Here is a 23,874-nt window from a genome sequence, read left to right on the forward strand (position 1 = left end):
TCTTCTGTGTCAGCGCGAGCGGCCATGATAGGCCGTCCGGACCATGCGGCCGCGAGCCCGCAAAACAAGGAGACGCGCCATGATCCCCGAGCCCGGGGATACGCGGCTGCGGACTGGACGACGGGGAACCCCATGGTGTACAAGTCTGGCAACGCCTGTTTCACTCGCGCTGGAGAGGTTTTCGGCAATGGACATCTACGCGGTGGTTCTCTCAGGAGGCGCCGGCACGCGGCTCTGGCCCATGTCGCGGGAAACGCTGCCCAAGCAGTTCCTGCGCCTCACCTCCGAACACAGCCTGCTCCAGGAAACGCTGCTGCGGCTCGACGGCCTGGAGGGCCTGCGCGCCACGGTGGTGGTAGCAAACCAGGAGCACCGCTTCCTGGTGGCCGAGCACCTGCGCGGCATCGGCTTGAAGCCCGAGGCCCTGATCCTGGAGCCCGCGGCCCGTAACACCGCCCCCGCCATCGCGGTGGCGGCCCTGCACCTGCTGCGCCACGACCCGGCGGCCCTAATGCTGGTGCTCCCGGCGGACCACCACATTCCGGACGCGGCCGCGCTGCGGGGGGCGATCCGCGCCGCGGTCCCGGCCGCCCAGGCGGGCCATCTGGTCACCTTCGGCGTCACGCCCCGCTGGGCGGAGACCGGCTACGGTTACATCGAGCGGGGGAAAGCGCTGGGCGCGGGCGCGGCCGGCTACCGGGTCGCCCGCTTCCTGGAAAAACCCGACGAGGAGACGGCGGCCCGTTTCCAGGCTTCCGGCCGGCACTACTGGAACAGCGGCATGTTTCTGTTCCAGGCCGAGGGCGTGCTGGCGGAGCTCAGGCGACTGCAGCCGGCTCTGGTGGCGGCGTGCGAGGAGGCCCTGGCCAAAGCGGGCAAAGACCTGGACTTCCTGCGGCTCGAGGCCGAAGCGTTTGGCCGCAGCCCCTCGGTTTCCATCGACTACGCGGTCATGGAGCACACGGACCGGGCAGTGGTGATGCCGGTGGACTTCTCCTGGACCGACCTGGGCTCATGGAAGGCGCTGTGGGAGGTGGGGGTCAAAGACGCCGCGGGCAACGTGACCCGCGGGGATGTGCACCTGGACGGGGCCAGGAACAGCTACGTCTACGCCGAACGGCGGTTCGTGGCCGCCCTGGGGGTCGAAGACCTGGTGATCGTGGAGACGCCCGACGCGGTACTGGTGGCCCGCCGGGACGAGGTCCAGAAAGTGCGTCAGGTGGTGGAGGACCTGCGCGCCCGCAACCGCCACGAGCACGTCACCCACCGCACGGTGTACCGGCCCTGGGGCTGCTACGAGAGCATCGACGCCGGCCACCGCTTCCAGGTGAAGCGCATCACGGTGAACCCGGGGCAGAAGCTCTCCCTGCAGATGCACCACCACCGGGCCGAGCACTGGGTGGTGGTGGTGGGCACCGCCAAAGTCACCCGGGGCGACGAAACCCTGGTGCTCACGGAAAACCAGTCCACCTACATTCCCCTCGGCGTCACCCACCGGTTGGAGAACCCGGGCAAGATCCCCTTACAGCTGATCGAGGTGCAGTCGGGCGCGTATCTGGGAGAGGATGACATCGTGCGCTTCGAGGACGCTTACAGCCGGGTCGGGCCGCCGCTCCCAGGCGGCGACGGATGAAGCGCATGCAGCCCGCATTCGGCGCGCTGATCAGCCGCTCGTCGCCATGTCCGCGGCGAATAGCCTCAAGCCCTCGTCCCAGGAGGGTAGCCTCAGGCCGAAGACCTGGAGCGCCTTGTCGCAGTTGAGCACCGAATAGGCGGGCCGCCGGGCGGGCGTGGGATACGCCGACGTGGGGATGGGATGGACTGGCACGGGCCGCGCCCCCGGCACTTGGGCCACGATGGCCCGAGCGAAGCCGCACCAGGAAGTCTCGCCGCCGCAGGCCAAGTGGTAGAGGCCACTACGCTCCCTTAGCCAGCCGGCGTCTCGGGTTTCCACGACGCGGCTCGCCCGCACCACCCGGGCGGTGGCCTCGGCCAAAAGCCGCGCCCAGGTGGGACACCCCACTTGGTCGTCCACCACCTGAAGCGCCTCCCGCTCGTTGGAAAGCCGTCGGATGGTGAGCAGAAAATTCCTTCCCCGGGCCGCGTAGACCCACGCGGTGCGGAAGATCACGTGCACCCCCCCGGCGGCTTGTACCGCCCGCTCCCCCTCCAGCTTGGTGCGCCCATACACGTTGAGCGGGTTAGGCGTGTCGGTTTCCCGATAGGACACGCGCCGGGCTCCGTCGAAGACGTAATCGGTGGAGTAGTGGATGAGGGCCGCGCCCAGGCGGACGCATTCCTCCGCCAGGACGCCGGGCGCGGCGGCGTTGACCGCCCGGGCGAGGTCCGGCTCGGCTTCGGCCCGGTCCACCGCCGTGTAGGCGGCCGCGTTCACCACCAGTGCCGGAGCGATCGCGCGCACGGCGCGGCGAATGGCATCGGCATCGGCTAGATCCAGCTCGGCACGGCCCAAGGACGTCACCGGTCCTAGGGGCGAGAAGGCGCGCTGGAGCTCCCAGCCTAGTTGCCCATCCTTCCCGAGAATCATGATCGCCATGGCGCGCCACCGTAGCCAAAAAGCTATTGGTAAAGTAAGCGATGCCTGATTCTACGGGGCTTGCTCATCGAAAACTTGGGGCGATTAATGCGTAGACTGTCCGGGGCAAAGACGGTTGTGGTAACTTGACAGGCGGAACACCATCAGGATGTGAGCCGTGCGCAGCGCCCGAGTACTCGCCGCCCTCCTCGGAGCCGCATTGACCGGCGGGAATCTCGCGGCCGGGGAGCTTCCCCCGTCCAAAGCCCAAGCGACCCCGGTGAGCCCCCTGGAGGCCCGGTATTCCCAGCGCTGGGATCAGACGGTTCACGGTAACCTGCTGCGCCGCATCCTGCCCCCGGGGCCCGATCCGGCCACGCTGCCCGAGCCCCGGTCGGAAGGAGCCCGGCTGCTCAAGCGCTACTGCGTCCAGTGCCATCATCTGCCGAGCCCCGCCATGCACACGGCCGCCGACTGGCCCGCCATCGTGGACCGGATGGTATGGCGCATGGAGGGCAAGGGCAACCTGGGCCCGTTGATGAAAGACCTCATGGGGGAAGTCGAGGCCCCCACGGCGGCAGAGAAGAAGCTCCTAATCGCTTATCTCAAGAAACACGGGCAGCAGGCCATCGACCCCCGCCGCTACCCCGATCTCGCCACCCCCGAGGGGCAGGCGTTCGAGCTGGCCTGCTCCCAGTGCCATGCCACCCCCGACCCCCGACGGCACACGGCCAAGGAATGGCCGGCGGTGGTGGATCGGATGCGCCGTTACCTCGCCTGGCACGGCACCATCGAAGGCGGCCCCTCCAGCCCTAAAAACGCGGTGGAGCTGGACCTGGAGGCCATCCTCGCCTTCCTGAAGAAGCACAGCCGGAGCAATTGATCCCGGACGGGATCAGCGCGGCAGGGATTGCGCGCCGTGCCGGTCCAGGTACCCTAGCAGCTCCTCCAGGGGCATGGGCCGGGCGAAATGGAAGCCCTGCCCCTCCCGGCATCCGTTCTCCAGCAGGAAGCGCTTCTGCCCCTCGTCTTCCACCCCTTCGGCGATCACCCGCAACCGCAGGCGCCGGGCCATGGCGATGATGGCGGTCACGATGGCGGCATCGTCCGGATCGTCGGCGATGTCGCGCACGAACGAGCGGTCGATCTTCAAGGCGTCGATGGAGAAGCGCTTGAGATAGCTCAAAGAGGAGTACCCAGTGCCGAAATCGTCGATGGCCAGGCCAACCCCCAGCGCCTTCAGTTCCCTGAGGCTCGCCACCGTCCTTTCCGCGTCCTTCATCAGCACGCTTTCGGTGAGCTCCAGTTCCAGCCGGGAAGGATCCAGGCCGCTCGTGCCGAGGGCCGACCCCACTGCCCGCAGAATGTCTCCGTGCCAGAACTGGCGGGCCGAGACGTTGACTGCCACCCGGGGCGCTAGGAGGTAGCGCTCGCTCCAGAGGCGCGCGTCCCGGCATGCCTGGGCCAGGACGAATTCGCCGAGCGGCACGATGAGGCCGGTCTCCTCCGCAAGGGGAATGAACTCGGCCGGGGGCACCAGCCCCCGCTGGGGATGCCGCCAGCGGGCGAGGGCCTCGACGCCCACAATGCTTTCCGTCACCAGGTCCACCTGGGGCTGGTAGTGGACCTGGAACTCCCCCCGCTCGAGCCCCCGCCGGATGGCCCCTTCCAGCTCCAGGCGCCGCACCGCCGTGGCGTTGAGCTCGGGGGTGAAGAAGCGGTACATGTTGCGTCCTTCCTTGGCTTGGTACATGGCGGCATCGGCGTTCTTGAGCAGGGTGTCGCAGTCGGTGCCGTCAGCGGGGAACACGGCGATGCCGATGCTAGGGGAGGAAAACACCTCGTGGGCGTCGATGCGAAACGGCCGGGTAAAGGCCCGCAAGACCTTCTCCGCCACCACGGCCGCGTCCCGGGACGCCCCCAACTGAGTGAGCAGCAGCCCGAACTCGTCGCCCCCCAAGCGGGCCACCGTGTCGCTCGGGCGCACGCAGGCGCGAAGCCGCTCCCCCACCTCCCGCAGCATCCGGTCGCCCGCTTCGTGGCCGAGGGAGTCGTTGATTTCCTTGAACCGGTCCAGGTCCATGAACAGGACCGCCACCCGCTCCCCGCTGCGCCGGGCGCCGGCCACCGCCTGGTCCACCCGGTCTGAGAACAGGCTGCGGTTGGGCAGCTCCGTGACCGGATCGTAGAAGGCCAGCCGCTCCACCTGGGCCTGGGAAGCCTTGCGCTCGCTGATGTCCTCCGCCACCGCGACGAAGTGGCTCACCTCGCCCCCCTCTCCCCGCACCGGCGCAACGGTGAGCATGCACCAGCCTAGTCCCCCGTCCGGGGTGCGGTTGCGCACCTCTCCGTGCCACTCCCGTCCCTCGTTCACCGCCTGCCACATTTCCTGGTACAGGGCCCGGGAAGGGCCCCGGGCGGTGAGGAACCGGGCGCTGCGGCCGATGGCCTGCTCCGGGGTGAAGCCGGTGACTTCGGTGAACTTGGGATTCACGTATTCGATCACCCCCCGGTAGTCGGTGATGAAAATGACGCTGCCGCAGCTTTCCACCGCCTGGGACAGGGTGCGCAGCTCCCGCTCCGCCTGCCGACGCTGGGCCTCCCCCTCGATATTGTCGAGGGCGAAAGAGATGTCTGCGGCCATCTCGCCCAGCAACTCCACCCCCTGGGCATCGAAGAGATCCAGCCGGTCGGCGTAGAGGTTGAGGCAGCCAATCACCCGACCCCCTCGCCGCAGGGGCAGGGAGACCGACGCCAGGCACTCGTCGATGGACAGCCGGCCACCTTCTGCCCCGGTTCCGTCGCAGACTCCGGTCACCACCCGTCCCTCCCGTAAGGCGTCGCCGCCAGATCCCCTTCCCGCCGGCCGGGAGGCGTCGGCGTGGATGCGCACCTGGTCCAGGAAGTCCTCGCCCCCGCCGGCGTGGACCACTGGCCGCACCTCGCCCGAAGCGGGGTCCAGGAGCCCCACCCAGGCGAGCTTCATCCCGCCGTGCTCCACAGCGATGCGGCAAATCTCCCGAAACAGGGTATCCGGGTCCCGAGCCCGGACGATGAGCTGGTTGGTGTGGATCAGGGTGAGGTAGAGCCGGTGCAAGTTGTGGAGTTTCTCCTCGGCCCCTTCGACCGGAAACGGCCCCATCCCGTCCCGGAGCGCCTCCAGGGCCGAGCCTGTCCCGGCAGGCGCCTGGCGCTCGGGGGGCTTGGCGTCTAAGATCTTCAACGTCGGCCAGGAAGGAGGGCTCATATGGGGCAAGGGGATCGGAACCGCAAGATGCATGGGATGCAATTGCAAATCCCGGGCCATCCGCTGGTCCCCGTGGAGCTGCCGGTCCCCGAACCCGGGCCAGGGAAAATTCTCGTGCGAATACAAGCGTGTGGCGTCTGCCGGACGGACCTCCACGTGGTGGACGGGGAACTGCCCGACCCCAAGCTCCCCCTGATCCCGGGGCACGAGATCGTGGGCACTGTCGAAGCCCTGGGCAAAGGTGTCGAGCGCTTCACACCCGGCCAGCGGGTCGGTATCCCCTGGCTCGGCTCCACCTGCGGAGCGTGCGCCTATTGCCGCTCCGGCCGGGAAAACCTGTGCGACGCGGCCCGGTTCACCGGCTATCACCTAGACGGGGGGTACGCCGAGTACACCGTGGCTGACGAGCGCTACTGCTTCCCCCTTCCCCCGGAGTACTCGGACGTGGAGGCGGCGCCCCTCCTGTGCGCCGGCTTGATCGGCTACCGGGCCCTGGAGATGGCCGGCGACGCCCGGCGCTTAGGGCTTTACGGCTTCGGCGCCGCCGCCCACCTGATCGCCCAGGTGGCGCGCCACCAGGGCCGGGAGGTCTACGCCTTTACCCGGCCGGAGGACAGGGACAGCCAGCGCTTCGCCCTCGCCCTCGGCGCGGTATGGGCGGGGGCAGCCGAGGAGGCTCCCCCGGCGCCCCTGGATGCAGCCCTCCTCTTCGCCCCGGTGGGAGCCCTGGTCCCGATGGCCCTCAGGAGCCTAGCCAAGGGTGGAACGGTGGTGTGCGCCGGCATCCACATGAGCGACATCCCCAGCTTCCCCTATCGGATCCTGTGGGGCGAGCGGCGCATCCAGTCGGTGGCCAACCTCACCCGCCGGGACGCGGAAGCGTTCCTCGCCCTGGCGCCGAAAGTCCCGGTGCGCACCCACGCCACGCCCCTGCCCCTGGAGCAGGCCAACGAGGCTCTGGCAAGGCTCCGCCAGGGGCGCCTCCAGGGGGCGGCGGTGCTAGTTCCATAAGCCTAAGTCACTGAAACTTTGGTAGCTCTCTTTTCTCCGTGACTTTTTTGCTGCGTCGCACAAATTTTTCTTGACTTTTCTCTAGCCATCGGTACAATGGATCTTGTTGCGATGCAGCATAACGATACCCGGGCTGCGTCGGAGCAACGTGGACGCAGACTTTGACAAGGAGATAGATTGCCATGGTGAACGTCGCTGACAAATTCGTGGCGCTGAACCGCGCCAACCTGGAGACCGCCGTCCAGGCGGCCAACATCGCCCTCGCCGGCGCGGAGCGTCTGGTGGAGCTCAACCTCTCGGCGGCCAAGACCGCCATCGCGGAGGGGGCCCGGGCGGCCAAGACCTGGGTCGAGGTCAAGGACGTGAAGGACCTGGTGGCGGCGCAAACCGCCATCGCGGAGCCGCAACTGGAGAGGGCGACCGCCTTCGCCCGCAGCGTGTACGAGGTGGCCGTGCAAACCCAGACGGAGCTGGCCAAGCTGGCGGAAGAGCGCATCGTGGAGGCCAACCAGGAGCTGATCGCGGCCCTCGAGCAGGCGGCGAAGACCGCCCCCGCCGGCCTCGGCGCGGACGCCGCGGTGGCCGCGATGAAGTCGGCGGTGTCCGCCGCCACCAACGCCTACGACACCCTGTCGAAGGCGGCCAAGCAGATGGCGGAGCTCACCGAAGCCAACGTGACGGCCATTACCGCCAAGGCCGTAGCGGCGAAGAAGAAGGCCGCCTAAGCTTCGCCGGCGGCTGCAGCGGAACCGAGGCCCTGCCGGGCGCTGCCCGGCAGGGTTTTTTCTTTGTGCCGGCGGCACGATGGTCAACGACGGAAGTCCGCTGGCGTTATTGGGAACACGTGGGTTGTCCACGTCATCCGCAAAGGAGGAATCGTATGCATACCTTGCGTCGCATCGCCGCCGCCGTCCTGATCATCGTCGCACCGAGTCTTGCCCTCGCCCAGGCGACGCCGGCAACGCCCGCCACCCCGGCCAGCCCCGCATCCAAGGACCAGCAGCCCGCGCAACCGGCTACCCCCGCGACGCCGGCCACTCCCGCGCAACCGGAGCGAGCCCAGATGAAAGAGCCGAAGATGGAGCATAAGGAAGAGAAGAAGGCCGAGAAAGCGGGCACGGCTGCCGAAAAGAAGGCGCAAAAGAAGGCCGCTAAGAAAAAGCCCAAGAAGGAAGAAAAGCCCGCCTCCTGACCGAACGGGAGTGGCGGACGAGGAAGAGGCAACCCGGCGGGTTGCCTCTTCTCATTTTTTTCACCTTCCAACGTCAGGCGGGCACCTTCATTCCTCGCTGCACCGCCGGCCGGGCGCCGATGGCGTCGAACCAGCGCTTCACGTAGGGAAATTCCTCGAGATCTACCTGATGCCACTCGTGGCGCGCTACCCAAGGGTAGGTGGCGATGTCCGCGATGGAATATTCCTCGCCCGCCAGGTACGCCCGCTTCCCGAGCTCCCCGTCCATCACGCCGTAGAGCCGCCGGGTTTCCTTGCGGTAGCGCTCTATGGCGTAGGGAATCGGTTCCGGGGCGTAGCGCAGGAAATGGTGGGCTTGGCCGAAGAAAGGGCCCACGCCCGCCATCTGGAACATGAGCCATTGCAGCACCTGGTAGCGGCGGCGGGGCGCCGAGGGCAGAAAACTCCCGCTCTTCTCCGCCAGGTAGATCAGGATGGCACCGGACTCGAAGAGGGAAAAGGTCCCTCCGCCGGGGCCGTCCTCGTCCACGATGGCCGGGATCTTGCCGTTGGGATTGAGGGCGAGGAACTCCGGCTTGAACTGCTCGCCCTGGCCGATGTTGACCGGGTGCACCGCATAGGGCAGGCCCGTCTCCTCCAGCATGATGGAAACCTTGCGGCCGTTGGGCGTGCTCCAAGTGTAGAGATGGATCATCGATGCTCTGTCTCCGTCGAAAAGGAAGAACGGCGGATGCGCATTTTCCCCGAACCGCCTACCATAGTCGAAAATCCAGGTCCGGGAACGCGCCCATGCTGAAATGGCTGATCACGGTGATCGTCGCCCTCGCCCTGCTGGGGGCGCTCACGCCGCTGCTCGCCCGCTTAGGTCTGGGACGCCTGCCCGGGGACGTGCGCCTCCAGCGGGAAGGGCGGGAGTACTACTTCCCCTTCAGCTCCACCCTCCTCCTGTCCCTGCTGCTCACCCTGCTGGTGTTCCTCTTCACTTGAGGGGCGGCTCCCCCGCGAGGGCCTCGCGGATGGCGCGGAGCCTCGCCTGGCGCAGGCGCTCGGCGATTTTCCTCGGCTCGCCCGCCTCCCGGGCGATGGCTCCGGCGTCCACCCCGCTGGCCGCGGCGAGGGCCAAGCGCAGCCGGTCCGCCTGGGGGTAGGGGCGCTCGGCGTAGCCGGGCCGGCCGTGGAAGTCCGCGGAGCACGCCTTGAGCAGGGCCTCGAAGCGCTCCGGCCGGCGGAAGGCGTCGGCGGCCTGGAGCAGGTCGAGCATCGTTGCAAGCTTCAATTCCAGGGCCCGGTGCACCGTGCCGTGGTGGCGCGCGGCGAGGACCGCCAGCTCCCGGCAGTCGTTGGGGGCCTTCAGGCGCTCGCACACCTGCTGCACCAGGGCGGCGCTTTTCGCTTCGTGGCCGTAGTGGTGGGGCCACTGGTCCCGGGGCGTCAGGGCTTTGCCTAGGTCGTGGGTGAGGGCGGCGAAGCGCACCGGGAGGGAATACCCCCGGGCCGCCGCCTGGTCGATCACCATCATCGTGTGCACCCCGGTGTCCACTTCCGGGTGATGCTCCAGAGGCTGGGGCACGCCGAACAGGGCGTCCACCTCCGGCAGGATGCGGGCAAGGGCGCCGCACTCCCGCAGCACGTAAAACATGCGGGAAGGGGTTTTCTCCATGAGGCCCCGGGAGAGCTCCTGCCACACCCGTTCGGGGACCAGGTGGTCCACTTCGCCGTTGGCCACCATCTCCCCCATGAGGGCCAGGGTCTCCGGCGCCACCCGGAAACCGAAACGGGCGGCGAAGCGGGCCACCCGCAGGATGCGTACTGGGTCCTCGACGAAGGCGGGCCCTACGTGGCGGAGAATGCCCGCCTTCAAGTCCGCCACGCCGCCGAACGGATCGATGATGTTTCCCGCTTCGTCCTTGGCGATGGCGTTGATGGTAAGGTCCCGCCGGGCGAGATCCTGCTCCAGGGTCACGTCTGGCGCGGTGTAGAACTCGAACCCCTTGTAGCCCCTGGCTACCTTGCGTTCGGTGCGCGCCAGGGCGTACTCCTCCTGGGTGTCGGGATGGAGGAAGACGGGGAAATCCTTGCCCACCGGGCGGTAACCCAGCCGCTCCATCTCTTCCGGGGTGGCGCCGACCACCACGTAGTCCCGGTCCTGAACTGGGAGCCCGAGCAACTCATCCCGCACCGATCCGCCCACTTGGTAAACCTTCACGGCTAGACGCCTATACGCCTCGGGCTCCCGGCGCCCCTCCCCGCCCCAGCCGCTCTGCGGCGCCGAGTCACCGCCGGGCGCGGTAGCGGAAGAACATGTAGCGGGCCCGGGGATGCCACCCGCCGAGATACTCGGGAGCAATCGCCTCCAGCGCCGCGGGGCGGATCCCGAAGACTTCGGGAAAATCGCAGTGGCAGACGCTCGCCACCTGCATGGAGTGATAGTTGTCTCGGGTGAGGAGCTTCACGGGCAGCCATTCCATGAGGGTCGCCTGCAGGTAGGACAGGCGATCCGGCAGCCCCACGATGGGCCGCGGGTGCCCGCTCACCCGGCCCGCGTAGGCCACCAGCTCCCGCAGCGTGTAGATCTTGGGGCCGCACAGGTCGTAGGCCTCCCCCACGGTGCGGCGGTCCCGCAGGCTGTGGACGAACGCCCGCGCCACGTCCTCCACCCATACCGGCTGGAAGCGGGCGTCGGGGCAGGCGAGAAACACCACCGGGACGAAGCGCAGGAGCCGGGCGAACAGGGTGAGGAAGGTGTCCCCCCGGCCGAAAATGACCGAAGGGCGGAAAATGGTCCAGTCGAGGCCGCTCCCCCGCACCAGCTTCTCGGCCTCCCCTTTCGAGCGCAGGTAGGCGCTGGGGCCCGCCGGGTCCGCGTTCAAGGCGCTCATGTGCAGGTAGCGCTTGACGCCGTTCAGCCGGCACGCCTCCATGATCTTGGCCGGCAGCTCCACATGCACCCGCTGGAAGTCCCCGCGCCGTTCCTCGTGCAGGATGCCCACCAGGTTGATCACCGCGTCGCTGCCCGCGATCAGGCGGTCCAGGGTGCCCGGGTCGTGCACGTCCGCGTCCATTACGTCCACCGTGGGGAGCAGGATCAGCTCGTCCTTGACCCGCTCCCGGCGCCGAGTGGGCACCCGCACTTGGATCTCCTCGGCCGCCAGCAGATGGACGATGTGCCGGCCGACGAAACCGCCGCCGCCGATCACGCAGACCCTTTCCAGCTTCATGTTGTTGGCATCGGACATGGGAGATGAAGCGGAAGAAAAGTGGAATTGTACAAACGTCCGAGTTTCAAGGCTCGTCCTCGGACGCCGAGGAATCCAAGGCCCCCTTGGCGGGAATGGTGCCGAGGCGCTGGAGCAAGGGCAGGCCCCCTCGGCCCAGCAGCGCCGCGTAGTACTGGGTGTTGGCCATCACCTTCTGGACGTAGCCCCGGGTCTCGTTGAAGGGAATGGTCTCGGCGTAGACCGCTCCTTCCATGGGCTGCTCGCTGCGCCAGCTCTGGGCGCGGCGCGGGCCCGCGTTGTAGGCGGCGGAAGCAAGCACCGGATGGCCGTCGAGCCGCTCGGAAACGTGCTTGAGGTAATACATCCCCAGGGTGAGGTTGGTCTCGATCTCCCCCGCTAGGGCGCGGCGGTAGGACTTGATTCCCAACTGCCGTGCCACCCAGCGGGCGGTGTCTGGCATGAGCTGCATGAGCCCCGCCGCACCGGCGCTGGAGCGGGCGTTGGGCACGAAGCGGCTCTCCTGGCGGATCAGGCCATACACCCAGGCTTCCTCCAGGCCCATTTCCCGGGCCATTGCTTGGAGCTTTTCCCGGTACGGCGCTAGGTAACGCAGGCTCAGGTCATGCTCCTGCCGGGTGCGCTCGGCCGTGTGGATGGCCCGCTCCCAGAGGCCGCGCTGGCGGGCGAGTTCTGCCGCCGCCAGGAGCTGGCGATCGTCGAAATCCCGGATCGCGTGGTCCCACTCCCGGGTGCCGTCGATGCGTTGCTCGAGGCTCAGCAAGGCCAGCGCCCGGCGGATGCCGGGCAGCCGTTCGATCGCGGCCACCTCGGCCCGGGTCGGGCGGTAGGCCGGCGCCCCCAAGGAAAGCCCGCCGCCCAAGGCCTCCGCGGCCAGCAGCCCATAGAAGCCGTGCTCCCCCGCCAAACGGGCCAGCACCTGGGCGGCTTCCGCCTCCCGCTTTAGGCCCTGGAGCGCCCGGGCCCGCCAGTACAGCCAGGCGGCCTGTCCCTGTCCGGCCGCCGACATGGCCTCGATCGCCTCCAGGACAGCGGGCCAGGCCTGCGCCCGCAACGCCGCCCGGGCCTTCCAGGCGAGGAGGTCGTCCTGGCCCTCCAGGTCGCCGGCCTCGCGGAAGTAGTCGAGGGCCTCGGGGCGGTGGGTTAGGGCCGCCGCCCGGCCCAACTGCCCCCAGAGAAACGATCGGTCCTCCACGGGAAACTCGGACTCGAGCTTCCTCCAATAGCCCGCCGCATGGGCGGGATCAATGCGGGCGAGCCGCTGGAGGGCGAAGAGGGTGAGCTCCCGGTCGGCCCGACGGGCGGTGCGCGCCCCCAGGCGCTGGACGTAGCGTTCGGGCCGCTCCGCCACCGCCCTCAGGGTCTTGGCGGGAATCCCCCGCCCCGGGGGCAGGTAGGCGCCGATGGCGGCGGCGAGGCTGGTCTTGCCCGCCGCCAGGGCGAGCCTCATCCGGGCCCAGATGTCCTCCTCCGTCAGGAGACCGCCGGAGACCAGGGCTTCGAACACGGGAACGCAGGCGTCCGGCATTTCCCGGGCGGTGAACCACAGGGGCTTCGCCTCCCGGAGCGCATCGAACCCCTCGGCCCGCAGGGCGGCCTGGAAGGCGTAGCAGCGCAAGTCGATCTCGTCCCCGCCGTAGCGGGCGTACTCCCGGCGGAACTGTTCCCAGCGTCCCCTGTCCCCCAGCAGCCGCAGCCAGTCGGCCTGGAGCCGCCGGGAGACGTCGGAATCCCGGTAGGTCTCGACGAACGCCTGGACCTGGTCGGCAGTGGCCTGATCCAGACCCATGCGCAGGCGGTAATAGGCCACGTAGGGATAGAGGACGTGGTCTTTCAGCCTGGCGGAGAGCTGGGCGAGCTGCGCCGCGTTCCCGGTGCGGAACGCCTCCCGCGCCGCCATGAAGTCCTCGTCGCCCCCCGCCCGGGCGGGCAGGGTAAAGAGCGCGCCGGCGATTAACAGCGCGGCCGCCCCCGCCAGCCAGCGCGTCCCCCGCGGACGCTGCCCCCCGTGTCTCATGCCCTCCTCCTCTTCGGCATTTCCGCCTGTTGGAGGGGGGCAGGGGCGGAATCGTTCGGGCGGCGGACGTCCATGGGCTTCGGAAGCGGCTCAGCCGAGAAACAGCCGGTAGGCCGGGTTGTCGCTCTCGTTCCAGTAGCGGTAGCCGAGCTGGTCCAGGAAGGCGCGGAACGCCCCCTTTTCCTCGGGCGGCACCTGCATCCCCACCAGCACCCGCCCGTAATCGGCCCCGTGGTTGCGGTAATGGAACAGGGTGATGTTCCAGTTGCGCCCCATGCTGTTCAGGAACTTCATGAGCGCCCCCGGCCGCTCGGGAAACTCGAAGCGATAGAGGATTTCGTTGTCCACCACCGGGGCGTGCCCCCCCACCAGGTGGCGGATGTGGAGTTTGGCCATCTCGTTGTCCGAGAGGTCCAGGGTCTTGAGGCCGTGGTCCTCCAGCGTTCGTACCAGCTCCCGGGTCTCGTCCCGGTCGTGCACCGACACCCCGACGAACACGTGGGCCTCCTGGGGATCGGCATAGCGGTAGTTGAACTCGGTGATGTTGCGCGGTCCGATCAGGGAGCAGAAGGTGCGGAAGCTGCCGGGACGCTCGGGAATGGTGACCGCCAGCACCGCCTCCCGCTGCTCGCCCAGCTCCGCCTGCTCGGCGACGAAGCGCAGCCGGTCGAAATTCATGTTGGCCCCGCTGGCGATGGCCACCAGGGTCTCGCCCCGGATTTTCTCCCGGGCGACGTAGGCCTTGGCGCCGGCGACCGCCAGCGCCCCGGCCGGCTCCAGGATGGAGCGGGTGTCCTCGAACACGTCCTTGATGGCCGCGCACAGGGCGTCGGTGTCCACCAGGATCACCTCGTCCACGCAGCGCCGGCAGAGCCGAAAGGTCTCCTCGCCCACTTCCTTGACCGCCACCCCGTCGGCGAACAGCCCCACCTGGTCGAGGCGCACCCGGCGCCCCGCCTTGAGGGAGCGGTGCATGGCGTCGGCGTCCACTGGCTCCACCCCCAGGATGCGGATGTCGGGTCGCAGCCGCTTCACGTAGGTGCCGATGCCGGAAACGAGCCCGCCGCCCCCCACCGGCACGAAGATGGCGTGGATGGGCTTGGGGTGCTGCCACAGGATTTCCATGCCGATGGTGCCCTGGCCGGCAATCACATCTGGGTCGTCGTAGGGATGGACGAAGGCGTAGCCGTGCTCCTCCGCGAGGGCCCGGGCCCGGGTGTAGGCCTCGTCGTAGGAGTCGCCGTGAAGCACCACCTCGGCGCCGCGGTTCCTCACCGCCGCCACCTTGATGGGCGGGGTGGTGACGGGCATGACGATGACCACCCTGCAGCCGAGCTTCTGGGCCGCCAGGGCCACGCCCTGGGCGTGGTTGCCGGCCGAGGAGGCGATGACCCCGCGCTCGAGCTGGGCCGGGGCGAGCTTCACCATCTTGTTGTAGGCGCCCCGCAGCTTGAACGAGAAGATCTCCTGCATGTCCTCCCGCTTGAGCAGCAGGGAATTGCCCAGCCGCTCGGACAGCAGGCTCGCCCGCTCCAGGGGGGACTCCCGGGCCACGTCGTAGACCTGGGCCGTCAGGATGCGTTCGAGATAGTCGTCGTTCATGCCAGCATAGAGCCCGGAGCGCGGCGCTTTTGCAATCGCCATCGGTTGCAGCTATTCTACCGTGAAGGTCCCCAGAATGACCCAGCCCACCCTCTCTCAGGACGCCCTCAAGCGCGCCGCCGCCCAGGAGGCGGCGAAGCTCGTGCCCGACGGCGCCGTCATCGGCGTGGGCACCGGTTCCACGGTCAACTTCTTCATCGATGAGCTGAAGCTGCTCAAGTCCCGCATCGAAGCCGCGGTGGCAAGCTCGGCGGCCACCGAGCGGCGCCTGAAGGAGGCGGGCATCCCCGTGGTGGACCTGAACGGCGTGGACGTGCTGCCCCTGTACGTGGACGGAGCCGACGAAGTAACGCGCCACCTCACCATGATCAAGGGTGGGGGCGGAGCGCTCACCCGGGAGAAGATCGTGGCGGCGGTGGCCGAGACCTTCGTGTGCATCGCCGACGAGTCCAAGCTGGTGGACGTGCTGGGGAAGTTCCCCTTGCCGGTGGAGGTGATCCCCATGGCGCGCAGCTTTGTCGCCCGGGAGCTGGCGAAACTGGGAGGCATCCCCGAGTGGCGCCAAGGCTTCGTGACCGACAACGGCAACGTGATCTTGGACGTGCGCGGGCTCGTGATCCTCGATCCCCCGGCTCTGGAGTCGGAGATCAACCAGATCCCCGGGGTGGTGGCGAACGGCATTTTCGCCCGCCGCCGGGCGGACCTGCTGCTGCTCGCCACCGCCCGGGGCGTGCAGCGCATGGAGGCCCCGGGACGCAACACGGCTGTCACATTGGGGGGCTAACCTTCCCTTAGCCGGGGTTTACCATGACGAAAATAGGCACATCGGAGCATACCTACAAGCAGTTCGACGCCGAGCTGGAGGCGATCCGCACCCAGGTGTTGCAGATGGGGGGACTCGTGGAAAGCCAGATCCAGCGCGCCATCGAGGCCCTCACCACCGGTAATCGAGACCTGATGGAGCAGGTAATCGTCGACGACCACCGGGTCAACGCCCTGGAGGTGGAGATCGACGAGGACTGCTCCCAGATCATCGCCCGCCGCCAGCCCGCCGCCATCGACCTGCGCATGGTGATGGCGGTGGTGAAAACCATCACCGACCTGGAGCGCATCGGCGACGAGGCGGAAAAGATCGCCCGCATGGCGAAGCTCATCTACCAGAGCGACCGGCTGCACATGCCGCGCTTCGGCGAGATCCGGCACGTGGCCGAGATCGCCATCGGCATGCTGCGGGAGGCCCTGGACGCCTTCGCCCGCCTCGATGTCGCCACCGCCATGAACGTGATCAAGCGCGACGCCCAGGTGGATGACGAGTTCCGCGCCATCCTGCGCCAGCTCATCACCTTCATGATGGAAGACCCGCGCACCATCTCCACGTCCCTGGAGATCCTGTTCATCGCCAAGGCCATCGAGCGCATCGGCGACCACGCCAAGAACATGGCCGAGTACGTGGTGTACCTGGTGAAGGGCAAGGACGTGCGCCACGTGGCGATTGAGGAGATCGAGCGCGAAACGCTGGGCCAGTAGCCCGTCCCGCCATGGGAGAGAGCTACGCCACCCTGGCCGCCGTCGACCTGGGCTCCAACAGCTTCCGGCTGCAGATTGCCCGGGTCGTAGGCGATCAGCTCTACCCCCTAGACTCCCTGCGCGAGCCGGTGCGGCTAGCGGCCGGGCTCGGCCCCGACAAGTGCCTCGACCAGGCGTCCCGGGAGCGGGCCCTCGCCTGCCTGAGCCGCTTCGGCGAGCGCCTGCGGGGCCTGCCTTCCCACACCGTGCGGGCGGTGGGCACCAACACCCTGCGGGTGGCCAAGAACGCGGAAGAATTCCTGCGGGCCGCGCAGCAGGCCCTCGGCTTTCCCATCGAGGTGGTGGCCGGGCGCGAGGAGGCGCGGCTCATCTACCTGGGCGTGGCCCACGGGCTGCCCGCCTCCGGGGACAAGCGCCTGGTGGTGGACATCGGCGGCGGCTCCACCGAATTCATCATCGGCCGGCGCTGGCAGGCCCTCAAGCTGGAAAGCCTGTACATGGGCTGCGTCTCCTGGAGCCTGCGCTTCTTTCCCGAGGGCAAGATCACCAAAGCGGCGCTCAAGGAAGCGGAGCTGGCCGCCTGCGCCGAGCTCGCCACCATCGCCGGGGAGTTCGGCCCCGGGCACTGGCAGGTGGCCTACGGCTCCTCGGGCACCGTGCGCGCCGTCGGAGACATGCTCTCGGCAGCGGGCGCAGGCGCCGAGATTACCGCCGAGGGGCTGGAATGGCTGCGGGGCGCCCTCCTCAAAGCGGGCGACGTGGGCAAGCTCGCCCTGCCAGGCCTGCGCCCCGACCGGGCCCCGGTCCTGCCGGGCGGATTCGCGATTCTCAACGCCGTCATCTCGGAGCTCGGGATCGAGCGCTTGACGCCCGCCGCGGGCGCCCTGCGGGAAGGCCTGCTCTACGACCTGCTGGGCCGCTTCCACCACCAGGACATGCGCGACGTGACGGTCAACCAGTTCATGCAGCGCTACCACGTGGACGCGCCCCAGGCCCGGCGGGTGGCGAAGCTGGCGGTGACCCTGGCCTCCGAGCTCCTGGACGGGATCGCCTGCGACCGGGAGGTGGAGCTCAAGCTCATCGACTGGGCGGCGAAGCTCCACGAGGTGGGGATTTCGGTGGCCCATAGCGGCTACCACAAGCACTCCGCCTACATCCTGCGCTACGCCGACATGCCGGGCTTCTCCAGAAGGGAGCAGGAGCGGCTGTCCCGGCTGGTCCTGGGCCACCGGGGTTCCCTCAAGAAGTTGCAGGGGCAGCTCGCCCAGGAGGCGGAGGTTCTCGAGATGCTGGCCTTGCGGCTCGCGGCCCTCGTGCACCGCAACCGGCGGCCGGTGGATCCTCCCCCCATCCACGCGCGCCGGGGAAAAGGAGGCTTCCAGGTGGTCGTGCCCCGGCACTGGCTCGCGCAAAACCCCCTGACCGCCCGCGCCCTGGAGGAGGAGCGGCTGGAGTGGAAGCACCTGAACCTTGACCTGGAAATCCTGGAACAGGAAGCGGCGCTGCGCGCCGCCTCCTAGGCATCCACCAGATCCGGCCCGATCACCGCCCGCACCAAAACCTCGGCTCCCTCGGGACGCGGCGTGAGCCGCAGCCACCAGAGGGCGCCCTTCTTGATGCGCCATTCCCCGTCCTGGCCGGCGAGCAGCCGCGCCAGCACCTGGCCCAGGGTGGGCTGGTGGCCCACCACCACCACCAGCCCCTCTTCCCGGGGCCAGCCGGTGGCGGCCAGGATCGACCCGGGGGAGGCGCCCGGCCCGACGGCCGCCGCCGTCTCGAAGCGTTCGGTCAGGGCCGCCGCGGTCTGCTGGGCGCGCCGGGCGGGGCTCGCCAGCACCCGGGCATCCCCGGGCAACCGGGCCCGCAGCCAGGCGCCGACCCGCTTCGCCTGCTTGAGCCCTTTGCCGGTCAAGGCCCGCTCCAGGTCGGCGCCTCCCGCTTCGGCCTCGGCGTGACGCCAGAGAATCAGCTCCATCGGCGACTCCTCTACATTTCTTTAATTATTCCCAAAACGGCTCGCACTCCACGAAGCGATTCCAGGCCTCGGGCAGCGCCCGGCGGCGCCGGACGGCTTGTTGCAGGCTCCAGTCCCTGACGAGATCGACGCCTTCCGTCACTTGGGCATCGGATGCGCGGGCGGTCACCTGGAGGAGCAGCGCCTCGGTCACGGCCGCGTCGTTCAGGGCGCCCAGCACGTCCTGCAGCCGCCGCAGCGCCTCGATGTAGGGGCGGGCCGCTCTGGCAGAAAAAAGGCCGGCGAAGAACTCGCAGGCGTAACGGAGCTTTTTGCCGGCGATGCGCAGCCGGTGCAGCTCGGGGACCGAGAAGCGCTCGTGGCGCCGGCCCCGCTTGAGGAAGCGCCGGTGCCGCCGGGCAAGCAGCGCTCGGGCGAAAGGCGCGACCGGCGCCTGCACGTCCCGCCGCCTGGCTTCGCCCAGTCCCTCCCGCCAGGAGCAGGCTTCGAGCCAGGCGCCGAGGCCCAGGGTGAGGCCCCGGTAGCGAAACCCGAGGGTGGCGTCCCGGGCCCGGGCATGGGCCTCGTCCCGCAGGCCCTGGGCCGTCTCTTGTAGCGCCCTGAGCCCTTGGTGACCGGGAAACGCTTCCAGGACCAGCGGCAGGGTCTCGGCGAGAAACACGTCCCAATCCCGGGCCGGCCCGAGCTCGCCCGTCAGCCACTCGAGCTCCTCCCCCACCGGCGCCGTGAGGGGCTTGGGAATCGCCCGGGAAAAGGCGGCGAGGGCCGAGCGCGCCCGGCGCAGCGCCACCCGCATCTGGTGCAGATGCTCCGGGTCTTGCCCGCGGCGCATGCCCTCCACGTTGCCCTGTAGCTGGACGACGCACCCCGCCAGAACGCGACGAAAGGCGTCCTCTACGCTCGTTTCCGGGTCCAGGCGCGGAGCGCGCGCCTTCACCACCGGCGGCCCCAGGTCCTGGGCGAGCCGCAGGCCCCGTTCCGCCTTGCTAAACACCTCCACCTCCAGGGCCAAGGCCCGGGCGAGCTCCAGGGCCAAGGCGAAAAGCGCCCGCGCCTCCCCCGCCTCCAGCTCCAGCTCCAGCTCGGTCAGGGGTTCCCCGCGACCATCCGCCCGGATCTCGCCCCAATCCAGGGCCAGCTCGGCGCGGGTGCCATCGTCGAAGGCGAGGGGCAGACGCCGCCGCAGGAAATCGGTGACGAACACGGGCTTCAGGCGCTCCCGCACCCCGGGCGCGTCCAGCAGCCCTTCAAGCTCGGGAGCATCGAATTTCGTGAGGTCCAGGGCGCCGTCCGGGACCGGGGCCTCCCATTCCCTGCGCCGGTGCAGGGCCCCCGAGACCTGGCCCTCCGCCTTCACCGTCTGGATCCAGCGCCGCCCGTCCCGCCGCAGGCGCAGGGCGATCCCGCTCTTGGCCAAGTCCAGCTCCGGGGTGTCGTAGTAGACGCTGTAGAGGCGCTGGGTGCGGCCTCGGCCGCGGGCTGCCCGGACGAGGGCGGGATGGTGGAGCAGGGTGGCCCAGGCCTCCCGGGGTAGCCGGAACTTGAGCTCGACTTCCGTGCCTGTCCCCATCGTGAACCCTCCGGGTCAGGCCCGGGGTTCGTGCTGCACCACCGCCAGCTCGGCCAGCAGGGCGGCCTGGGCGCTGTAGGGGGCCCGGCGCCGCCGCCGGCGCAGGTAGGCGCCGTCGGCGGTCATGTCCCACGCCTGCACGTTGTCCTTGAGGTAGGGCTTGAGCCCCTCGGAGATCACCCGACGCTTGAGCTTGGGATCGAGCAGGGGAAAGCAGACCTCGATGCGGCGGAAAAAGTTGCGCTCCATCCAGTCGGCGCTCGACAGGTACACGTCCCGCGCCCCGTCGTTGTGGAAGTAGAAGATGCGGTCGTGCTCCAGGAGGCGGCCGATGACGGAGCGCACCCGGATGTTGTGGGAAAGCCCCTTGATGCCCGGGCGCAGGGCGCAGACGCCGCGCACGATGAGGTCGACCTTGACGCCGGCGTTGGAGGCTTCGTACAGGGCCTGGATCACCGCCGGCTCCAGCAGCGCGTTCATCTTGGCGATGACGCGGGCCCGCTTGCCGGCCCGGGCGTGCTCCGTCTCTCTGCGGATCGCCGCCAGCACGTTGTGGTGCAGGGTGAAGGGAGACTGCCATAGGTGCCTGAGCCTTCCCGCCCGGCCCAGCCCGGTGAGCTGCATGAACACGTCGTTCACGTCGGCGCCGATCTCCTCGTTGCAGGTGAACAGCCCGAAGTCGGTGTAGAGGCGGGCGGTGCGGGCGTGGTAGTTGCCGGTGCTCAAGTGCACGTAGCGCCTCAGGCCTCCCTCCTCCCGGCGCACCACCATGGCCATCTTGGCGTGGGTTTTGTGATGCACCACGCCGTAGACCACGTGGGCGCCCGCCTCCTCCAGCCGCTGGGCCCAACGCATGTTGGCCTCCTCGTCGAAGCGGGCGAGCAGTTCCACCACCGCGGTGACTTCCTTGCCGCGCCGGGCGGCGTTCACCAGGGCCTCCATCAGCGCCGAGTCGGTGCCGGTGCGGTAGACGGTCTGCTTGATGGCCACCACCTGGGGATCCTCGGCCGCCTGCTCGACGAAGTCCACCACCGGCTGGAACGACTGGAAAGGGTGGTGCAGGAGCACGTCGCCGCGGCGGATCGCCGCGAACAGATCGGCGGGCTTCCTGGAAAGCTCCCTCGGCAGCCCCGGCAGGAAGGGCTTGTACTTGAGGTCCGCCCGGTCCACCTGGTCCGGGATGGCCATCAGCCGCACCAGGTTCACCGGGCCGTTTACCTGGTACAGATCGTCGGGGGTGAGCCGGAACTGTTCCAGCAGGAACTCCCCCATGGCCTGGGAGCAGCTGTCCGCCACCTCCAGCCGCACGGCGTCGCCGAAATGGCGATGGGCCAGCTCCCCCTGAAGGGCGGCGCGCAGGTCCTTGATCTCCTCCTCGTCCACGAACAGGTCCGAGTTGCGGGTGACCCGGAACTGGTAGCAGCCGAGCACGTTCATGCCGGCGAACAGCTCCCCCACGTGGGCGTGGAGGATGGAGGACAGGAACACGAAGCCGTGCTCGCAGCCGGCGATCTCGGGCGGCAGGCGGATCACCCGCGGCAGCACCCGCGGCGCCGGGACGATGGCGACGCCGGACGTGCGGCCGAAGGCGTCCCGCCCCTCCAGCTCTACGGCGAAATTGAGGCTTTTGTTGAGCACCCGGGGAAAGGGATGGGCCGGGTCGAGCCCGATGGGGGTGAGCACCGGCATCAGCTCGCGGAAAAAGTACGCCCGGATCCACTCCCGCTGGGCGTCGTTCCAGCTCGAGCGGCGCAGGAAGTGGATGCCCTCTCCGGCGAGCAGGGGCAGCACCTCCTCGTTGAGCAGCCGGTACTGATGCTCCACCAGCCGGTGGGCGTTCTCGGCCACCAGTTTGAACACCTGGCGCGCGGTCATGCCGTCGGGGCCGATGCCCGGGTCTTCCACGTTGATGCGCTCCTTGAGCCCGGCCACCCGGATCTCGAAGAACTCGTCCAGGTTGGAGGAGACGATGCACAGGAAGCGCAGGCGCTCCAGCAGCGGGGTGCCCGGGTCCTCGGCCTGGGCCAGCACGCGCCGGTTGAACTCCAGGACCTGCAGCTCCCGGTTGAGGTATTGCTCGGAGAGAACGCCCTTCGCGACGTCCATGACTAGCCGTTAGCGCTGCCGACGCGACGCGCCGCACCCCGGGCGCGACCGGGCGGCGCGGATGGAAAAAGGAAGCGGGCGGCTACTTGGACTTGGAGGGAGGCACGTAGCCGGCCGGCATGTCGGCCCCGCCTCCGAAGAAATACTTCTCCATCTGCTCGGCCAGGTACTTGCGGGCCTTGGCGTCGGCCAGGTTGAGCCGGTTCTCGTTGACCAGCATCGTCTGGTGCCGCAGCCATTGCTGCCAGGCTTCCTTCGACACGTTTTCGAAGATCCGCTTGCCGAGCTCGCCGGGGTAAGGGGGAAAATCCAGGCCCTCCGCCTCCCGGCCCAGTTTGACGCACTTCACCATTCTCGCCATCGCGCGACGCTCCGAAACGGTACGGCCCTAATATTACATGCATGTGACAGGCCGCACCGGCCAGCTTCCATTATCGTTGAACCGTCTTGCCCGGTAAACGTGGGGTGAAATGCCGGGCCGCTAGAGCCGCTTGGCGAACACCTTGGAGCGCCGCTGCAGGTTGTAGAGCGCCTGGCGCTGGCGCGGCAGAGCGTCCACCTCCTTCTCCACGAAGCCTCGCTCGAGAAACCAGTGGGCCGTGCGGGTGGTGAGGACGAAAAGCTGCTCGAGCCCCGCCCGCCGGGCGCGGGCCTCCACCCTCTTCAGCAAGGCGTCCCCGTAGCCCCGGTTCTGGTAATCCGGGTGCACCGCCAGGCAGGCTAGCTCCCCGGCCTTCTCGTCCGGGAAGGGGTAGAGGGCCGCGCAGCCGACGATCATGCCGTCGTGCTCGGCCACCAGGAAGCGGTCGATCTCCCGCTCCAGAAGCTCCCGCCCCCGCTTGACCAGAATGCCCTCCGCTTCCAGGGGCTCGATCAGCTTGAGCACCCCGCCGATATCGTCGATGGTGGCGCCCCGCAGCGCCTCGATGGGGCCCGCGGTCACCAGGGTCCCGGTGCCCTCGTGGGTGAAGAGCTCCAGCAGGATGGCCCCGTCCACGTGCCGGCTGATCAGGTGGGCGCGCCCCACCCCTTCCCGGCAGGCCCGGACCGCCTCCTCCAGGTGGCCGCGGGTCTCCCCGGCGAGGAGGCCCGGTTTCTTGAGCAGCGCTTCCGCGTCGCTCGCCGTCAGCTCCCGGGCGAGCTCCCCGTCCTCTTTCGGGACCCCGGGGGCGTCCCCGAGGAAGATGAGCTTCTCCGCCTTGAGGGCGATGGCTGACGCGGCGGCCACGTCCTCCATCGCCAGGTTGAACGCCTCCCCGGTGGGGGAGAAGCCGAGGGGCGAGAGCAACACCACTTCGCCGCCGGCGAGGTGGACGGCGATGGCTTCCGCGTCCACTCGCCGCACCTGCCCCGTGTGCAGGAGATCCACCCCGTCGATGACGCCCACGGGCCGGGCGGTCACGAAGTTGCCTCCGGCCACCCGGATGCGGGCCCCGGCGCCAGGGGATTCGGTGGACAGCAGGGCCTCGATCTCCAAGCGCATGCGCCCCACCGCCTCCTTGACGCACTGGAGGGCGAGCTCGTCGGTCACCCGCAGGCCCTGCACGTAGCGGTCCTGGGCGCCCCGCTCCCTCATGCGCGCCTCGATCTGGGGGCGGGCGCCATGCACCAGCACCAGGCGGATGCCCAGGCTCGCGAGCAGGGCGAAGTCATGGGTGAGCTCGACGAACTTCCCGTCCGCCACCGCCTCGCCCCCGAACGCCACCACGAAAGTGCGGCCGCGAAAAGCGTTCACGTAGGGGGCGACCGAACGGAACCAGCGCACGAATTCGGGGGCGGGATGGGGGGCCGCGGCTTTCATCGGTTCTGCTTTCTCGAATTCAATCCCTTGAATTGTAACGGAGACGGCGCCAAC

The 23,874-nt window shown here is 68.9% G+C and carries 21 protein-coding genes; 9 read left to right on the forward strand and 12 right to left on the reverse strand.

Features of this window, described 5'->3' with window-relative positions; genetic code table 11:
* The first annotated feature begins 187 nt into the window (after positions 1-187).
* A complete protein-coding gene (locus tag ACTFO6_RS02250; RefSeq protein WP_439932826.1) occupies positions 188-1,633 on the forward strand; it encodes a mannose-1-phosphate guanylyltransferase/mannose-6-phosphate isomerase in 1,446 nt (481 codons plus the stop codon).
* A 30-nt stretch (positions 1,634-1,663) separates the two neighbouring features.
* Here ACTFO6_RS02250 and rfbD read toward each other — a convergent pair whose 3' ends face one another.
* Positions 1,664-2,557 carry a dTDP-4-dehydrorhamnose reductase gene (gene rfbD, locus ACTFO6_RS02255; protein ID WP_439932827.1) on the reverse strand — a complete coding sequence of 298 codons (894 nt, stop codon included), beginning with the start codon at positions 2,555-2,557 and terminating at the stop codon, positions 1,664-1,666.
* Between the two features lie 157 nt (positions 2,558-2,714).
* Between rfbD and ACTFO6_RS02260 the strand changes: the two genes are divergently transcribed.
* Positions 2,715-3,419: a hypothetical protein gene (locus ACTFO6_RS02260; protein WP_439932828.1), complete on the forward strand. Its 705-nt coding sequence runs from the start codon at positions 2,715-2,717 to the stop codon at positions 3,417-3,419.
* A gap of 12 nt (positions 3,420-3,431) precedes the next feature.
* Here ACTFO6_RS02260 and ACTFO6_RS02265 read toward each other — a convergent pair whose 3' ends face one another.
* Positions 3,432-5,759: a putative bifunctional diguanylate cyclase/phosphodiesterase gene (locus ACTFO6_RS02265; RefSeq protein ID WP_439932829.1), complete on the reverse strand. Its 2,328-nt coding sequence runs from the start codon at positions 5,757-5,759 to the stop codon at positions 3,432-3,434.
* A 51-nt stretch (positions 5,760-5,810) separates the two neighbouring features.
* Between ACTFO6_RS02265 and ACTFO6_RS02270 the strand changes: the two genes are divergently transcribed.
* The 3 genes from ACTFO6_RS02270 to ACTFO6_RS02280 all read left to right on the forward strand — a co-directional run bounded on the left by ACTFO6_RS02270 (position 5,811) and on the right by ACTFO6_RS02280 (position 7,986).
* The gene (locus ACTFO6_RS02270; RefSeq protein ID WP_439933085.1) at positions 5,811-6,794 is read left to right on the forward strand and encodes a zinc-dependent alcohol dehydrogenase family protein; all 984 of its coding nucleotides are present in this window, start codon (positions 5,811-5,813) and stop codon (positions 6,792-6,794) included.
* Positions 6,795-6,976: 182 nt separating this feature from the next.
* Positions 6,977-7,519 (forward strand): phasin family protein, encoded by a 543-nt coding sequence (locus ACTFO6_RS02275; protein WP_439932830.1) that lies wholly within the window; start codon positions 6,977-6,979, stop codon positions 7,517-7,519.
* 164 nt (positions 7,520-7,683) lie between these two features.
* Entirely contained in the window at positions 7,684-7,986 is a 303-nt protein-coding gene (locus tag ACTFO6_RS02280; RefSeq protein ID WP_439932831.1) for a hypothetical protein, read from the forward strand.
* A gap of 73 nt (positions 7,987-8,059) precedes the next feature.
* Here the strand turns inward: ACTFO6_RS02280 and ACTFO6_RS02285 are convergent, their stop codons facing one another.
* Complete coding sequence (locus tag ACTFO6_RS02285; protein ID WP_439932832.1) at positions 8,060-8,680, reverse strand: glutathione S-transferase family protein; 621 nt, start codon at positions 8,678-8,680, stop codon at positions 8,060-8,062.
* A gap of 95 nt (positions 8,681-8,775) precedes the next feature.
* Between ACTFO6_RS02285 and ACTFO6_RS02290 the strand changes: the two genes are divergently transcribed.
* On the forward strand, positions 8,776-8,973 hold the full coding sequence (locus ACTFO6_RS02290) for a DUF2905 domain-containing protein (protein WP_439932833.1): 198 nt from the start codon (positions 8,776-8,778) through the stop codon (positions 8,971-8,973).
* Here the strand turns inward: ACTFO6_RS02290 and ACTFO6_RS02295 are convergent.
* The 4 genes from ACTFO6_RS02295 to ilvA all read right to left on the reverse strand — a co-directional run bounded on the left by ACTFO6_RS02295 (position 8,966) and on the right by ilvA (position 14,841).
* Positions 8,966-10,192, reverse strand: coding sequence for a multifunctional CCA addition/repair protein (locus ACTFO6_RS02295; RefSeq protein ID WP_439932834.1), 1,227 nt, complete (start codon positions 10,190-10,192; stop codon positions 8,966-8,968). The genes ACTFO6_RS02290 and ACTFO6_RS02295 overlap by 8 nt on opposite strands.
* 67 nt (positions 10,193-10,259) lie before the next feature.
* Positions 10,260-11,204: a complex I NDUFA9 subunit family protein gene (locus ACTFO6_RS02300; RefSeq protein WP_439932835.1), complete on the reverse strand. Its 945-nt coding sequence runs from the start codon at positions 11,202-11,204 to the stop codon at positions 10,260-10,262.
* A 64-nt stretch (positions 11,205-11,268) separates the two neighbouring features.
* Positions 11,269-13,239 (reverse strand): transglycosylase SLT domain-containing protein, encoded by a 1,971-nt coding sequence (locus tag ACTFO6_RS02305; protein ID WP_439932836.1) that lies wholly within the window; start codon positions 13,237-13,239, stop codon positions 11,269-11,271.
* A gap of 90 nt (positions 13,240-13,329) precedes the next feature.
* Positions 13,330-14,841 carry a threonine ammonia-lyase, biosynthetic gene (gene ilvA, locus ACTFO6_RS02310; protein WP_439933086.1) on the reverse strand — a complete coding sequence of 504 codons (1,512 nt, stop codon included), beginning with the start codon at positions 14,839-14,841 and terminating at the stop codon, positions 13,330-13,332.
* A gap of 76 nt (positions 14,842-14,917) precedes the next feature.
* Here ilvA and rpiA point away from each other — a divergent pair, with 76 nt between their 5' ends.
* Genes rpiA through ppx form a run of 3 tightly spaced genes read left to right on the forward strand, consistent with a single transcriptional unit; the run spans position 14,918 to position 17,888 of the window.
* Entirely contained in the window at positions 14,918-15,625 is a 708-nt protein-coding gene (gene rpiA / locus ACTFO6_RS02315) for a ribose-5-phosphate isomerase RpiA (RefSeq protein ID WP_439932837.1), read from the forward strand.
* A gap of 32 nt (positions 15,626-15,657) precedes the next feature.
* Positions 15,658-16,368, forward strand: coding sequence for a phosphate signaling complex protein PhoU (gene phoU / locus ACTFO6_RS02320; protein WP_439933087.1), 711 nt, complete (start codon positions 15,658-15,660; stop codon positions 16,366-16,368).
* Positions 16,369-16,379: 11 nt separating this feature from the next.
* Positions 16,380-17,888, forward strand: coding sequence for an exopolyphosphatase (ppx, locus tag ACTFO6_RS02325; RefSeq protein ID WP_439932838.1), 1,509 nt, complete (start codon positions 16,380-16,382; stop codon positions 17,886-17,888).
* Here the strand turns inward: ppx and ACTFO6_RS02330 are convergent.
* The 5 genes from ACTFO6_RS02330 to argA form a co-directional block, all read right to left on the reverse strand.
* The gene (locus tag ACTFO6_RS02330) at positions 17,885-18,343 is read right to left on the reverse strand and encodes a SixA phosphatase family protein (protein WP_439932839.1); all 459 of its coding nucleotides are present in this window, start codon (positions 18,341-18,343) and stop codon (positions 17,885-17,887) included. The two genes, ppx and ACTFO6_RS02330, sit on opposite strands and share 4 nt — an antisense overlap.
* A gap of 25 nt (positions 18,344-18,368) precedes the next feature.
* Positions 18,369-19,913, reverse strand: coding sequence for a CYTH and CHAD domain-containing protein (locus ACTFO6_RS02335; RefSeq protein WP_439932840.1), 1,545 nt, complete (start codon positions 19,911-19,913; stop codon positions 18,369-18,371).
* 15 nt (positions 19,914-19,928) lie between these two features.
* Positions 19,929-22,019, reverse strand: a complete 2,091-nt coding sequence (gene ppk1, locus ACTFO6_RS02340) for a polyphosphate kinase 1 (RefSeq protein ID WP_439932841.1) — start codon at positions 22,017-22,019, stop codon at positions 19,929-19,931.
* An 82-nt stretch (positions 22,020-22,101) separates the two neighbouring features.
* Complete coding sequence (locus ACTFO6_RS02345; RefSeq protein ID WP_439932842.1) at positions 22,102-22,380, reverse strand: oxidative damage protection protein; 279 nt, start codon at positions 22,378-22,380, stop codon at positions 22,102-22,104.
* Positions 22,381-22,500: 120 nt separating this feature from the next.
* Complete coding sequence (argA, locus tag ACTFO6_RS02350) at positions 22,501-23,820, reverse strand: amino-acid N-acetyltransferase (protein ID WP_439932843.1); 1,320 nt, start codon at positions 23,818-23,820, stop codon at positions 22,501-22,503.
* Positions 23,821-23,874 lie beyond the last annotated feature (54 nt).

Origin of the sequence: Pelomicrobium sp. G1 (genome assembly GCF_051905455.1) — a bacterium.
Lineage (GTDB): Bacteria > Pseudomonadota > Gammaproteobacteria > Burkholderiales > UBA6910 > Pelomicrobium.

Bases quoted from the DNA above. Each gene is read 5' to 3' on its own strand.
- ACTFO6_RS02300 (WP_439932835.1), bottom strand. From the start codon at position 11,204: ATGAAGCTGGAAAGGGTCTGCGTGATCGGCGGCGGCGGTTTCGTCGGC.
- ACTFO6_RS02305 (WP_439932836.1), bottom strand. From the start codon at position 13,239: ATGAGACACGGGGGGCAGCGTCCGCGGGGGACGCGCTGGCTGGCGGGG.
- rpiA (WP_439932837.1), top strand. From the start codon at position 14,918: ATGACCCAGCCCACCCTCTCTCAGGACGCCCTCAAGCGCGCCGCCGCC.
- ppk1 (WP_439932841.1), bottom strand. From the start codon at position 22,019: ATGGACGTCGCGAAGGGCGTTCTCTCCGAGCAATACCTCAACCGGGAG.
- ACTFO6_RS02330 (WP_439932839.1), bottom strand. From the start codon at position 18,343: ATGGAGCTGATTCTCTGGCGTCACGCCGAGGCCGAAGCGGGAGGCGCC.
- ACTFO6_RS02250 (WP_439932826.1), top strand. From the start codon at position 188: ATGGACATCTACGCGGTGGTTCTCTCAGGAGGCGCCGGCACGCGGCTC.
- ACTFO6_RS02335 (WP_439932840.1), bottom strand. From the start codon at position 19,913: ATGGGGACAGGCACGGAAGTCGAGCTCAAGTTCCGGCTACCCCGGGAG.
- argA (WP_439932843.1), bottom strand. From the start codon at position 23,820: ATGAAAGCCGCGGCCCCCCATCCCGCCCCCGAATTCGTGCGCTGGTTC.
- ACTFO6_RS02290 (WP_439932833.1), top strand. From the start codon at position 8,776: ATGCTGAAATGGCTGATCACGGTGATCGTCGCCCTCGCCCTGCTGGGG.
- ACTFO6_RS02275 (WP_439932830.1), top strand. From the start codon at position 6,977: ATGGTGAACGTCGCTGACAAATTCGTGGCGCTGAACCGCGCCAACCTG.
- ilvA (WP_439933086.1), bottom strand. From the start codon at position 14,841: ATGAACGACGACTATCTCGAACGCATCCTGACGGCCCAGGTCTACGAC.
- rfbD (WP_439932827.1), bottom strand. From the start codon at position 2,557: ATGGCGATCATGATTCTCGGGAAGGATGGGCAACTAGGCTGGGAGCTC.
- ACTFO6_RS02270 (WP_439933085.1), top strand. From the start codon at position 5,811: ATGCATGGGATGCAATTGCAAATCCCGGGCCATCCGCTGGTCCCCGTG.
- ppx (WP_439932838.1), top strand. From the start codon at position 16,380: ATGGGAGAGAGCTACGCCACCCTGGCCGCCGTCGACCTGGGCTCCAAC.
- ACTFO6_RS02345 (WP_439932842.1), bottom strand. From the start codon at position 22,380: ATGGCGAGAATGGTGAAGTGCGTCAAACTGGGCCGGGAGGCGGAGGGC.
- ACTFO6_RS02285 (WP_439932832.1), bottom strand. From the start codon at position 8,680: ATGATCCATCTCTACACTTGGAGCACGCCCAACGGCCGCAAGGTTTCC.